Annotated in this window: 9 protein-coding genes; 4 read left to right on the top strand and 5 right to left on the bottom strand. The window is 47.1% G+C overall.

The features are described 5' to 3' along the window. Window positions 1–108 precede the first annotated feature (108 nt). The 3 genes from QUB64_RS06905 to QUB64_RS06895 form a co-directional block, all read right to left on the bottom strand. A complete protein-coding gene (locus QUB64_RS06905) occupies window positions 109–1,434 on the bottom strand; it encodes a hypothetical protein (RefSeq protein WP_333267121.1) in 1,326 nt (441 codons plus the stop codon). Between the two features lie 221 nt (window positions 1,435–1,655). Beyond that, entirely contained in the window at window positions 1,656–2,084 is a 429-nt protein-coding gene (locus QUB64_RS06900; RefSeq protein ID WP_333267119.1) for a hypothetical protein, read from the bottom strand. A 6-nt stretch (window positions 2,085–2,090) separates the two neighbouring features. Beyond that, the gene (locus QUB64_RS06895) at window positions 2,091–5,042 is read right to left on the bottom strand and encodes a CHAT domain-containing protein (protein WP_333393996.1); all 2,952 of its coding nucleotides are present in this window, start codon (window positions 5,040–5,042) and stop codon (window positions 2,091–2,093) included. Window positions 5,043–5,593: 551 nt separating this feature from the next. Between QUB64_RS06895 and QUB64_RS06890 the strand changes: the two genes are divergently transcribed. Further along, window positions 5,594–7,654: an elongation factor G gene (locus QUB64_RS06890; RefSeq protein WP_333267114.1), complete on the top strand. Its 2,061-nt coding sequence runs from the start codon at window positions 5,594–5,596 to the stop codon at window positions 7,652–7,654. Window positions 7,655–7,948: 294 nt separating this feature from the next. On the opposite strand, the gene QUB64_RS06885 is transcribed toward QUB64_RS06890, so the two are convergent. Beyond that, the gene (locus tag QUB64_RS06885) at window positions 7,949–9,049 is read right to left on the bottom strand and encodes a Get3/ArsA fold putative tail anchor-mediating ATPase NosAFP (RefSeq protein WP_333267112.1); all 1,101 of its coding nucleotides are present in this window, start codon (window positions 9,047–9,049) and stop codon (window positions 7,949–7,951) included. Between the two features lie 241 nt (window positions 9,050–9,290). Further along, on the bottom strand, window positions 9,291–9,494 hold the full coding sequence (petP, locus tag QUB64_RS06880; protein ID WP_332947776.1) for a cytochrome b6f subunit PetP: 204 nt from the start codon (window positions 9,492–9,494) through the stop codon (window positions 9,291–9,293). A gap of 53 nt (window positions 9,495–9,547) precedes the next feature. On the opposite strand from petP, the gene QUB64_RS06875 reads away from it, so the two are divergent. The 3 genes from QUB64_RS06875 to QUB64_RS06865 all read left to right on the top strand — a co-directional run bounded on the left by QUB64_RS06875 (window position 9,548) and on the right by QUB64_RS06865 (window position 13,237). Continuing rightward, entirely contained in the window at window positions 9,548–9,745 is a 198-nt protein-coding gene (locus tag QUB64_RS06875; RefSeq protein WP_333267110.1) for a hypothetical protein, read from the top strand. Window positions 9,746–10,167: 422 nt separating this feature from the next. Then, complete coding sequence (locus QUB64_RS06870; protein ID WP_333267108.1) at window positions 10,168–11,271, top strand: FecR family protein; 1,104 nt, start codon at window positions 10,168–10,170, stop codon at window positions 11,269–11,271. A gap of 151 nt (window positions 11,272–11,422) precedes the next feature. After that, a complete protein-coding gene (locus tag QUB64_RS06865; protein WP_333267106.1) occupies window positions 11,423–13,237 on the top strand; it encodes a CHASE2 domain-containing protein in 1,815 nt (604 codons plus the stop codon). The last annotated feature ends 84 nt before the right edge of the window (window positions 13,238–13,321 follow it).

Raw genomic sequence — 13,321 nt, 5'->3', positions numbered from 1 at the left:
AATCCCAGAAACCGGGTTTCTCCCTAAATCTCTCGCACTCAACCCAAACCTTCATAGAAACCCGGTTTCTCGCCACCAAGCGATAAAAATGCGTGAAGCAAATCCAAACTAACGGCGGAAAATGCGCTGCCAAACAGCTATAATTATCCCAGTCATTAAGCTAGCCGCCACTCCTGATAGAATCGTAAATCCCATAACTATTCTCAAACCCGAACCCGGTTCAAAAAGCGGGAACAGCGTATTTATCGCAGTATTGATAGCGGGATTGGCTTCGATTTCTGTTTTGTAATTAGCACTTGCAGAGGCTACCGTACCGCCAGTAGACAGCCCGACTCCGACAATACCGACAATATTTTGAAAAGCGCGATCTGCCTCAGCCTTCCTAATTTCCACCGTCCCTCTAATTGTATCAGTCAAACTCTGCAAAATTTCCAAACACGGACGGAAATTGTCAATATCTTTTTTAATCTGCTTCGGATACTTGGTTTTAGCATTGTCGCAAAAAACTTGCAAAAACTGCAAATCGTCAGTAGGTCTAGCCTTGGCCTGCATCTCGGCCAGCTTATTCTCGTACTTCTCCAGATTCACCTTAATTGTACTGTATTGCAGCTCCAGGTAATTAAGGTCGATCGCAAACTGAGACAATTTTCCCATCGCCTCCAACAATTGCGGGAGATTCAACCTAGAAGTATTTCTGATTGCCACAATTTGGTTGTAGTTGGTCACCAAACGCTCTTTTAACAGTAGACTGTTCTCATAAGCCCAGATAATTTTATGGCGGAAGCACAGCAAATCCAGCCAATTTGTATAAAAATCAGTGCCTTCCCGAAAAGCAGCTTCATCGGGATATAAAATTACCAACAGTTGCAAATTATCCTCAATCTTATCGCCCCAAAACTCAGCGACTTTCCCACCTAAAAACTCACCAATTCCTTGAGGAACACCATCTTTTTTAAACAAACACTTATAAGCCTGTTTTGCAAGTTCTTCCGCCTCCGCATCAGTTCCCGATTCCAGCCAACCCGAAAGCATCCAAGTTTTCCCAATATTTTCCAACTTCGGCAATTCAGGAGTCAAATACTGCAAGTTTTCAATCAGTTTAATAACTTTGTCTGTTTCATACTTGTCATCAACATAGCCATCAAATAAAAGTTGGTAATTGTCACTGACATTCCAGCGGCGGTAGCGGCCCTTGACTTGATGATTATCCAGATTTCCTGTAAATGGTAAATCTGCTACTTCTATCTCATCTACAGCCAGAAAATTTCGTTTATTTTCAGGAGTAAAGGAAACATTTAGCTTTTTGTGCAGTTGTTCGGACAAACCAGCTAAAAATCTGCGATAAATTTTGCGAGTTTCCGATGCTTCGACACCCAACCCTTGTTTGAGAGTGTAGGTAAATAAATTTAGGGTAGGGTCAGCTAATTTCAGCATAAAATCTTTTCCTGACGGTTACTTCTGGATGCCTATCGGGGAGGCAGAAACCGGGTTTTTTCCCAAATCCCGAATTTTCACCTTAAATTTCGGCAAAAACCCGGTTTCTTAGATTTGGCTGTCGCGGAGGCAGAAACCGGGTTTTTATGACAATCCTGGCTTGTCACCTTAAACTTTGGAAAAAACCCGGTTTCTTGAGTCTCAATTCGTAACTCGACAAATCAAAACTTCAACCGATAAACCCGTTCAACCAAATCGCTAGCCTTTCCCAACAACCTCTTCGCCGCATTCTGAGGATTGGCATCAGTCAGCGGAGGAGCCAAAAAATTGTTAAAATCATCAGTAGCCTGACGCGAAGGTGTATTGTCATCTAATTCGGCAAGATACTTATTCTTTTCATTCGTTTTGTCAATTTGTCGCAATTCCTTATGAGCCTGCTTAAAAAGTTCGTAAAAAGCAGCATCTTTCTGAGCCACATAAATAAGTTGAGATGTTTGTTTCACATCGCCGCCGACTAAAGCCGTGCCTATTTCATTCACTTCTGCTATCAACTCAGGTGCTAGAGTTCCTTCAAATTTAGCGAGGGAAATTAAAAAAGCTTTGGGCGCAAACTGCTTAAATTCTGATAAGGTAAATTCTTGAGAAGTCATATTAGTTTAGCCGTTGCCGGTGATAGTGAAAGCAGCCCAATGATAGGGATGCTCGTAAGGTCTCTCATCTATTGTAGCTAAATTTTCTTGCAATTCGGAGGCTTCCATTTCAAAGAAGAATAGAATGTCAATTTTGTCTTCAAGTTCAGCTTTTTCCAGCAGCGGCAACAACTCGCTAGCGTACCACTCGCCTAGCTGAGCATTCGTGAGTTGTCTCAGCCAATCTTTGGCTTGTTGCAGGGCTGCGGGCGGCTGGATTCCCTGCTGCAACAACTGGTAAAAATAGATCGTTAACAAAGCGCTAGAACGCTCGTCCACTCGCCACAGCGTGCTGATAACATAGTTGGTTTCTGGCAAAAAGCCGCTCGCTATCCCCACGAATTCATCGATTAACTCGCCTGTTTTGGTGAAGCCGGTTTCGCAAGCGCTGAGGCAGATTAGGTAATAGTTGACAAAATTTAACTGCAAAATGTCGGTCAATGTCAATTCTTCGCCGCTGGTTAGGATTAACGCAGAAGCTTCGGATTTTTCGGTGTTGTGGTAGGCGTGACCTGTATAATGAAAGATGCCTTGATTGGTTTTGAGTGCTTGAATAATTGCGGTTTTTGTGGCGGCATTCGATGGGCGCTGAGTCGGGTAAAATTGACTAATGGCGGCGGCTTCGATTTCGGTGTATTTTAAGGCACTTTTGCCTTGGGAATGCTCTACCATCAGCAGTGAATTTGGCACTGTTTCCGTGGGTTGTTGCTGTTGCTGAAGGATGGCAATTTGAGCGCTGGGGAGGCGGCTAATTGTGCGGTTTTGCTCGCCACGTTCAGCAGGCTGTTGCGGCACTAGGAAGGGAGGCTGAAACAGGGCATCTAGGGGTAGGAGGTGCAAGTCGCGGTGGGGAATTAAGATTAAGTGTTGGATGTTGGTGAGGTGGGTGCAAATTTCGGGGATTTTGAGGATGTCAGCGAGTTTTTGCAATTGCGCTGTCATTGATTGCCGCCAGGGATGGGATTCTTTGCTTTGTTCTTTGCTAGTTTTGCAGTAATTTTGATAGTTGGTTTTCCAGTCTTTTAGCCAGTTTTCTAAATTCGGATTTTTGGAGTTTGGGAATAAATCGGTGATTGGTGTGGAGATTGTTTGAAAGTTGTCTGGGGTAATGATAAAAGCTGTCAGGGAAACTGGGCTGAGATGCCAGTAAATTATCGCTGTGGCGGTGTTGTTTGCCAGCAAGTCTCGGATTTGCAGATAAGTCGGGCTGTCGGTGCGGTTGGGCGAAGCTGCGCGCATCCATTGCAGGCAAAAGTTTTTCCTGGCTTCGGCTTTTTCTAGTGCATTTATCTGGTTGCCCGACTTGACGAGGGTATCGACTTCTAATTGGTAAAGTCCGGCAAATTTGCGCTGGAGTCGCAGTTTGATTTCCGGGTGAGTTTGATCTAAAAGTAAATTTTCTAAGGCGTTAGTAGCTTCGGTAAGGTAGTCGCTGGTTTTGGGTTCTCCCAAGCTGCGGCAGACGGTAATTAAGCCTTGCATTACTTCTAAATAAGCTTCGGGAATCAGGGGCGATTTCAAAAATTCGCGGGCTTGTTCGTAGCTGGCTTTGGCTTTGTGGAAAGATTCAAAATATGTGGCTGTTTGTTTGCCGTGTTTGTAGTGTGCCTTGCCTTTTTGCTGGTGCAATTTGCCACAAGCTTTGCGATAGTCGTGGTTGCTGGGCTGATATTTCTTTAAGCCTTCATCCCAGTTTTGAATGGCTTCAATGTAGCGCCCGGAGTTGACAAATGCAAAACCTCGATTTACCCAAGCTATCCAGAATTGATCGCCTGTAATTTCTAAGGCTTTGTCGTAGGCTGCGATCGCCTCACTGTAGCGGCCCAAATAATTTAGGGTAACGCCCAGCCCGTTCCAGGCATAGTGGGATTTGGGGTCAATTTCTAAGGCTTTCTCGAAGGCTGCGATCGCCTCTCTGTAGCGGCCCACACCACCTAGGGTAGCGCCCAGCCCTTTCCAAGCAAAGTGGTATTTGGGGTCAATTTCTAAGGCTTTCTCGTAGGCTGCGATCGCCTCACTGTAGCGGCCCAAATCATTTAGGGCATTGCCCAGCCCGTTCCAGGCATGGTGGTATTTGGGGTCAATTTCTAAGGCTTTCTCGTAAGCTGCGATCGCCTCACTGTCGCGATCCAAATCTCTTAGGGTAGCGCCCAGCCAGTGCCAGGCCCAGTGGTATTTGGGGTCAATTTCTAAGGCTTTGTCGTAGGCTGCGATCGCCCCTTGTAAATCTCCAGCATAATAACGTTCTTTTCCTTGGTTAAATAATTCTTCTGCTTCTTTATTGATTTCTCTTCCTATAGATTCTGACTGCGAGGTTGAGTCACCTTGGTTAACCACAGATAAATTATCTGTAGAAACACTCAAACTCTCCCTTGCGACCAATTCAGTAACAATATTTTCACTTATAGATGAATCATCCGGAGGAGTCCGATTCAAACTCTCCCCAGCCAACAATTGCCTGCCGATATTGCCAGCAACCTCACTGATTCTCCCGCAATTTGCCGCACCCAGCCGCACCATGCGCCTACCCAATTCTAAATTCGTTTCCGGGGATACCAGCAACCTTTCTCCAAATTCTTGCAGCCATTTTTTCCACTCAGCATCTTTGATTTTGCTGCTGATTAAAAAGCCTTTTATATCGCCGCGACTCCAGCCTTGTTCAACTCCCTCTAACAGTGCCATGAATTTCTGTTCGTATTCCCCAAAAGAGCGAATCGGAGTTGGCGGTGGGGGTGCTGGTGGTTTGGGTTGCGGGAATATTTTCCGCCACAGGTTGAGGATTGTTTGCCAAATTTTGCGGATCATTGGCTGGGTGGATGATGTGTTGTTGGTGATTGTAGCAGATTTTTGGGTTGGGTGGAGGTTGAATCGCGGTTTTGTGGCAGATGAAGGCTGAGGAATTGATTTATGAAGAAACATTCCAAAATCTTGTAGGGGCGGGTTCACCAACCATCTATGAAACTGACAAACAATTTCATAAACCCGCCCTGTCCCCGCGATTATTTAGATGAACATTCAATTTTTGGTACATTTATATTGTTGGTGGGGGCGGGCGGGTTTATGAGAATGTTCGTTTTTTGTCGGGAATTTTGGGCGAACCCGCCCCTACGGATTGGGTACATTTGTATTGTTGGTGGGGGCGGGCGGGTTTATGAGAATGTTCGTTTTTTGTCGGGAATTTTGGGCGAACCCGCCCCTACATATTTGGTGCTGTTTAGGATATATTAAGAATATTTTGGAAGAAACCCGGTTTCTGGCTGTGCGTGAGTTGAAGTAATTTACAAAACTACTTAATAGTTCATAGTAATTAATGAATTAGTGTCTCCCTTTAAGATTAAACTAAGAACAATCACAAATATAAGTTTTCACGTTCAAAAGGGAAGAGATCGGAGAAACCCACAAACACAAGTTTTTTTCCTGAATCATCATCTTCTCCTTCCCCTTCCCCTTCACTTTCTGTAGGAGGCAATATGAATGAAAATGTCATTGCGGCCGCGCGAAATGTGGCAATTGTTGGCCCTTATTTAAGCGGTAAAACCGCTCTGCTGGAAAGTTTGCTGTCGGTGACGGGGACGATTACTCGCAAGGGAAATGTTAAGGATGGTAATACGGTAGGTGATAGTTCGCCGGAAGCGCGCGATCGCAAAATGAGCGTAGAAGTAAACTGCGCTACCGCTGAATACGAAAACGTCCGCTTCACATTTCTTGACTGTCCCGGCTCGATCGAATTTGCCCAAGAAACTTACAATGCACTTATCGGTGTCGATGCAGCCGTGATTGTTTGCGAACCGGTTGCCGATCGCACTTTAACCCTCGCCCCGCTGTTCAAATTCCTCGACGATTGGGAAATTCCGCACCTAGTTTTCATCAATAAGATCGATCGCGCTTGCACGGACGAAACCACCTGCGGCAGCAACTTCACCGATGTCATCAATGCGCTCAAATCCGTTTCCAGCAGACCAATTGTACCTCACCAATACCCGATCGGCAAAAACGAACAAATCATCGGTTTTATCGACTTAGTAACCGAACAAGCTTACCACTATCATCCGGGCGCACCCGCAGATCCCGTCCCGCTTCCCGAACACCTCAAAGCACAAGAAAGCGCGGCGCGGCAGGAAATGCTCGAAGAATTAGCCAATTTTGACGACCATTTACTCGAAGAATTGCTGGAAGAAATCAATCCCGATGTCGAAGAAATTACCCGCGATTTCAAGATGGAATTAGGCGCGGATTTAATAGTGCCCGTATTCATCGGTATCGCCGAACAAGATTTCGGCGTGCGGCCCCTGCTGGAAGCTTTACTCAGAGAAGCGCCGACACCGGAAACTACAGCAGAACGGCGCGTTATTATACAAAGCGAGAGCAACGTTCTGGGTCAAATCCTCAAAACCTATTACACGCCGCAGGGAGGCAAACTATCGTTAGTGAGGATGTGGCGGGGAACCCTGACAGATGGAGCAGTTTTGAACGGGGTTCGAGTTAACGGTTTGTACCGCTTGACCGGCCAACAAACGCAAAGTTTGCAGTCCGCCAGTGCCGGGGAAATTGTGGCTGTGGGGAGGCTGGAAGGCTTGAAAACAGGCGATACGCTGGGTTCAGACGAATTGTTGCCAAAAGCTGAAATCATCTCGCCTGTCTACGCACTGGCGATCGTCCCGGAAAAGCGCAACGATGAAGTTAAGCTGAGCTCCGCTTTAGCTAAATTGCTCGAAGAAGACCCATCTTTACTCTGGGAACAGCACGGCGACACCCACGAAATTATACTTTGGGGTCAAGGTGAAATCCACCTGAAAGTAGCCTTAGACAGGTTGCGCCGCAAGTATAACTTACCGATGGCGACTCACTTACCGCAAGTACCGTACAAAGAAACCATTCGCAAACCGGCATCTTCCATCCACGGGCGCTACAAACACCAAAGCGGGGGACACGGACAGTTTGGTGACGTGTACCTCGACATCGCACCGCAGCCTCGCGGAGAAGGTTTCAATTTCAGCGACAAAATAGTCGGCGGAGTTGTTCCAAAACAGTATATTCCCGGCGTGGAAGTGGGAGTGCGCGAGTATTTGGATCGCGGCCCGCTGGGTTTCCCGGTGGTAGATGTATCGGTGACGCTGACGAACGGTTCCTATCATTCCGTTGACAGTTCGGAACAAGCTTTCAAGCAGGCGGCGCGGTTGGCGATGCAGGAGGGAATGGCGAAGTGCGAACCTGCTTTGCTGGAGCCGATCGCCAAAGTGGAAATTTGCGCTCCGAATGAGTGTACATCAAAGGTGTTGCAATTAGTCAGCGGACACCGCGGCCAAATTCTCGGCTACGAGGGTAAACAAGATTGGAAGGGATGGGATGCTGTTTCGGCTTATTTGCCGATCGCCGAAATGCAGGATTTAATCGTAGAATTGCGATCGCAGACGATGGGTGTGGGATTTTTTAACTGGGAGTTCGATCGTTTGCAAGAAGTGCCGGAACCTTTGGCTAAGCGGGTTTTGCTAACGACTGGCGGTAATGGGAATGGTAACGGTAAAAGTTAGTTAGCAGTGTTCGTAGTGGGGACTTCAGTCCTCTCTTTGTGGATGAAGAAGGACTGAAGTCCTCACTACGAACCTGGGTTTGTAGTGGGGACTTCAGTCCTCTCTTTGTGGATGAAGAAGGACTAAAGTCCTCACTACGAACCTGGGTTTGTAGTGGGGACTTCAGTCCTCTCTTTGTGGATGAAGAAGGACTAAAGTCCTCACTACGAACCTGGGTTTGTAGTGGGAACTTCAGTCCTCTCTTTGTGGGTGAAGAAGGACTAAAGTCCTCACTACGAACCGGGGATTTAACTGCTAAAAAGAAACTATCAAGTAACCGTTTTGGAATTTAGCACCAGTCACAGACTTTCCAGTCAGCGCCGGAGGGAGCAAAATATTGCGCCGCTGATCGCCTGCTTCGATCGTCACTTCCGGCCCGGATTGAATCAATTTAATTTCTTTCTTGTCAAACCCAGGCAAAAACAAACTCACTAAACGCTGTGCAGTGTTAATGTTAATCGGTTTAGGAGCTTTCGCAGCCTGAGAAAAATCTGGCAAAGCATCAATTAACGGCTGCCAATTATTATCGCTGTGGGCCGGCACCGCAACCGCCGTCAAAGGATCGAAATCCGCAGCAACAGCTTCACTCACCGCTGCTTGATTGACAATTACACCGCCGACAGTCAAACCAACTTGTTGAGAACTTCCCCACAAATAGCGCGCAGTGGCGATCGCACTTGCATCTCCAGTTGTCACCAAATAAGCCGCCGTGCGGTTCGGATCTGCCAGCGCATCCTTACCCTTATCCAAAAAATTATCGACTTGCTTCGTAGATTGAAAAGCATTATCTCCCGACATATCCACCGCCAACACGGTACTGACAATCGGTTGAATAAAAGGCGACACAGCTAAATTTTTCCCCAAATCCGAATCTACGAAAGCTTGACGGAACCGGCGAATGTACCAGCTCAAAATTTCCGGCATTCCCAGCATCCGCAGCGTATCCATCCCGCCGCTACCGTCATACACAATGACATCATATTGTTTGCTGTCGTCGTATTCCCGAAGTTCGTTCAACGCCAGCGCGCTGTCCATCCCCGGTAACACTCCCAATTCTTGCCCGTAAATCTGCTTGAAAAACGGAGTGCGGACATATTGCGCTTCTAATTGTTTAACTTCGTCCCACCTGCGTTCTAGCAGTGGCGCGCTTTGCACCTGAACCGCTTTGAAGTTCGGGGAGATTTCCTGCGGGGTGGGAGTCAGCGGAACTCCTAGCAGAATACCCAATGCAGGGCCCGGATCTTGGCCGAGCAGCAGAACTCGTTTGCCTTGAGCCGCATATTTTTTAGCTGTTGCGATCGCGATCGTGCTGCGGCCAGTGCCGCCTTTGCCCAAAAATGTCAAAATCAAAGCCATTTTCTGTTCTCAGTGCCAAAGCTTACTACTTAACATTTAAGCGCAACGGCCATCGAGATTGGGAGAACGGGAGAACGTGAGAACGGGAGAACGGGAGAACGGGAGAACGAGAGAATGGGAGAATGGGAGAATTGAAAAAATCTTCCTTTTTCCCTGAAACCTCAGTATCCATCCGTTACATCCGTTACATCCGTTACATCCGCTACATCCGTTACAAAATCCGCTGCCGAACTTCCTTTTGCTAAACGGCTTCTAGCTCATCCTCAAAGAACCAAGTCGCAAAACCAACGTCAAACTTGACAACCACACCTACTCCGCTGCCATCAACCATTCTGAATCCATCAACAGTGCCTACTGGATTCTCCTTTATCTTGCCCACCATATTTGCAGGTATCCGATCTCTGAGACGGCGCACCTTAACTCTCTGACCTACTTCTATTGCCACGGAAATTGTTCTCCTGCTCTACATAACATATATACAAGCGTTCATTTTACAGTTTGGGGGGAACGATCGAGCAGCAACACCACCAAGCGCGATCGCCCGCGATGATTTTTCACCGAAATTTCGATCGACTTTCCCTAAAAGACGGTATTCTAGTCGGAGTTGCTCGATGTTTGCTCCCTTGTCGCTCGGGTTCGCTGGCGTTGAGTTCCACAGTGACAAGCTCCACTCCCAGAGCCAGCCGCACCACTTAGATAATTATTGTTTATCGCTGAGCAAAGGGCATCTTTTTATTAATTGCCACAACTACAGGATTTCTCCCCAATTAGTCATCCTTCCGGCCGAAGGCAAAATACCTTCACCAGCAGTAATTTATTTTATGTGTGCTATATATAAATATTCGATTTTAAAGCTTGAGATCGGCGATATCTCCTGCTGCGAAAGACTTTGAGTCGGGAAGGCAAAATTTGGCGCACATCAGATTTTAGGAAACTGCCATGTTGTAACAGTTTACTAAAATCTGACAATAAAAAGAAAATTTAATGCTAAGCTTTGCTGCTGAGAAAGCTTATTTGGGCGGCAGTTTTATGGCAGAAAAAATGGAACGATTGCCGGATTTAAGGAGTCTAATAGAGAAAATGAAGTCGAGGAACTTCAAGATGACAAAATTGAAATTATGAAGAAAATTTTTACGTGCTGGCGATCGACCAAAATTCCGCTCCTAAGTTTGTCCTTAGCTGTGCTGGCCTGTCTGCCGGCATTTCGCTCTACGATCGCCAGTCCGCTCTCTCCATCCCCCCAACAGCAGTCAAACCCTACTAAAATAGTCTCGGTCGATCGACCGCCAGCAGCACCAACAGCCTCAAACTCTCCCAAAAATCCGCAAACAGCGGCGGCGAATCCATCCCCAACAAACACGATCGAGGCTCAAGGAACAGTGGGGCGACGATCGCTCGAAATTAAAGAAATTCGCGGTACAGTCACCTTTAAAGGGCGGCCCGCCGTCGTGGGCGATCGGCTGCTTGCCCCCGGAGACGAAATCATCACCGGCCCCAATTCCACAGCCCGGTTAGCGATCGACAACAACACCGGCATCGTGGAAGTTGCCGAAAAAACCGCAGTCAGAATATCCGATTCCTCAAGCAGTGCAGGCGAAAATGACACAGCTATTTTTGTCAGCAGGGGACGAGTCAGATTGTCGATCGGCAAAACTCCTGCGCCAACAGCCGCAGCTAAAACCTCAGCAATTATCCCGCCAAACCTGATTGCCGCCCTAAATACCTTCAGCGGACTCGGCAAAACCAGTCAAATTGCCCAACAAAAAAAATCTGCCAAAACCGCCCCAGTCAGGGTTGAAACCCCAGAAGGCGTTGCCGGAGTCCGCGGCACCTCCTTTGGCGTCAGCGTCGGCGACGGCAAAACCGCAGTCGAAACAATTGAAGGTGCAGTCTTAGTATCCGGCAGCACCGACTCGGAAGTAGTTGTCAACGGTGGCACCGCCACAGCAATTTTCTCTCAAACTGCGCCCGTCGCCCCCTCAGCGAGTCCTCGCGTAGCCGAACTCACAGTCCGCAGTTTGTCGAGACTCGACGGCAATATCTATCGCCTCAGCGGTCAAATTAACCCGATCGACATAATTTATGTCAACAACCAAGCCATTAAGATCGATCGAGAAGGCAACTTCAAAATCCAAGGAATTTTACCTGCCAGCCGCCGCCTCAAAATTGTAGTGAGAGGATCGTCAGTCAGAGAAAAGCATTACAACCTCGCAGTTCCCTAAACAACTTTCAACCAATTCTTTCTGGTAATTTTAACCTGCTGGTATTCAACCCCTCGCTCGCTGGGTTTTGGTATAGACGCGGTTTCAACCGCCCGGTCTTCTAATCTGAAACATCCGCATCGAAGGTCAATTATTGCGTCAAATTAATTGAATGAAGTTCAAACAATTGATCGAGCATCTCAAACACAATCAACTCATTGGCATCCGACAATATCTCATCACAAATCCTCCTTGGCTGACAGGCGCTGTAACAGGCATAATGTCCGTAGCCCTGCTGCAATTGGGAATCTGGAAACCCCTGGAATATTTGGCATACAAAACCCTATTTCAAATTCGAGAATCGGGAATTTTGCCAAATCCGAGTTGGGATTCCAGAATTGCGGTAATTGCGATCGAACCGCAAAGCTTGCAGGAATACGGTCAATTTCCGTGGCCGCGCAATCGCTACGCCGCATTACTGTCAGCCCTGAAAAAATCTCCCCCCACAGCAGTTGGTTTTGACATTCTTTTCCTCGATCCGAGTCCCAAAGATGAAATGTTAGCCGCCGCGATCGCCACCAACGGCAAAGTTGTACTCCCAAGAACCACCAAAGAACAACCAGTAGCATCTTTAAAAGCAGCCGCCGCAGGTGTCGGACATATCATGCACGAACCCAACAGCGACGGGATTAGCCGCGATTCAAAAATATTTCTCGACTCCATTCCTAACTTCGGTTTAGCAATGACTCAGAGGTACAACGCTGCTAACCCGCAAAATCCTGTATTGCTGCCGCAGCCACAAAATGTGCAGGAACAAACAGTCTGGGTTAACTGGCCCGGGAAAACAGAAAATCTACCCACCTATGCTTTTGTGGATGTTGTAGAAGGCAGAATTCCTGAAAGTGCTTTAGCTAATAAATTAGTCTTAGTCGGGCTAGTCGCTACGGGTTTTGACGAGATATCTACACCTCTCAACAAGACTACTGCTGGGGTTTATTTATATGCAGCTTTGGTTGACAATTTGCTCAATCAGCGCTTGTTAAAGCGGCTGCCCGTAGCGGTAGAAATTTGGTTATTGTTGGGGATTGGCCCGCTTACTACTTCAGTTTTATGCAACCGAGGTGTTAAAGAAAGAATTGCGATCGCCCTCGGTTTACCTGTAATTTGGATTGTGGCTGCTGCTGTGTTATTTGGCTTCTATTTTTGGTGGCTTCCCGTTGCTGCACCCATCGGCACCCTAATTTTAGCTGGCACAGCTTTGCAACTGCGCGAACAATACGAAAAACAGCAGTTGATGAGGTTATTTGAAAAACACGTCGCCCCCGAAACTGCTCAGCTTATTTGGGAACGCAAAGCTGAGATATTTGAACAGGGAGAACTCGAACCTCAAGAACTTACAGCAACTGTGCTGTTTATGGATATTCGCAGTTTTACTTCGATTTCCGAAAAAATGCGGCCGCGAGATTTGCTCACCTGGCTGAACAATTATTTGGAAGCAATGACCAACTGTATTATGGATCACGGCGGCGTTGTCGATAAATACATTGGCGATGCAATTATGGCAGTTTTTGGCGTGCCTTTTTGCCACACAGAATATTGCGAAATTCAACAAGATGCTTTGAATGCCGTGGCTGCTTGCATCGCCATGCACGAAAAGCTGCACGAAATTAATCAGCAGCTTAGAATTGAACGCAAACCTTTAATTAAGTTTGGCATAGGTTTGCATACCGGACAGTTAGTTGCCGGTAGCGTCGGCGGTTCCCGGCGTTTGAATTATTCTGTAATTGGCGATGCTGTCAATGTTGCTGCTAGATTGGAGGCGATGAATAAGGAAATTGTGTCTGACAGTCCTTTTAATTTGTTGGTGACGGGGAGAACTTTTGCTTACGTGCGCGATCGCTACGAAGGCCAAAAAGTAGGAGCGATTCAATTGCGCGGCAAAAAAGAAGAAACGGTGGTTTATGCTATTTTGGGCGAAAAGCATTAGTCATTGGGCATGGGGAATGGGGCATAGGGCATAGGGCATAGGGCATAGGGCATGGGGCATAGGGCATAGGGCATGGGGCATTGG

The organism is Microcoleus sp. Aus8_D2 (genome assembly GCF_036702665.1).
GTDB lineage: Bacteria > Cyanobacteriota > Cyanobacteriia > Cyanobacteriales > Microcoleaceae > Microcoleus.
The sequence above is the reverse complement of the archived record's forward strand: the minus strand, read 5'-3'. Positions and strand labels throughout refer to the sequence as shown.

What these genes read in the sequence shown, in the direction of transcription:
- QUB64_RS06870 (WP_333267108.1), top strand. Translation starts at nt 10,168, where the DNA reads ATGAAGAAAATTTTTACGTGCTGGCGATCGACCAAAATTCCGCTCCTA.
- QUB64_RS06900 (WP_333267119.1), bottom strand. Translation starts at nt 2,084, where the DNA reads ATGACTTCTCAAGAATTTACCTTATCAGAATTTAAGCAGTTTGCGCCC.
- QUB64_RS06895 (WP_333393996.1), bottom strand. Translation starts at nt 5,042, where the DNA reads ATGTTTCTTCATAAATCAATTCCTCAGCCTTCATCTGCCACAAAACCG.
- QUB64_RS06890 (WP_333267114.1), top strand. Translation starts at nt 5,594, where the DNA reads ATGAATGAAAATGTCATTGCGGCCGCGCGAAATGTGGCAATTGTTGGC.
- QUB64_RS06865 (WP_333267106.1), top strand. Translation starts at nt 11,423, where the DNA reads ATGAAGTTCAAACAATTGATCGAGCATCTCAAACACAATCAACTCATT.
- QUB64_RS06885 (WP_333267112.1), bottom strand. Translation starts at nt 9,049, where the DNA reads ATGGCTTTGATTTTGACATTTTTGGGCAAAGGCGGCACTGGCCGCAGC.
- QUB64_RS06905 (WP_333267121.1), bottom strand. Translation starts at nt 1,434, where the DNA reads ATGCTGAAATTAGCTGACCCTACCCTAAATTTATTTACCTACACTCTC.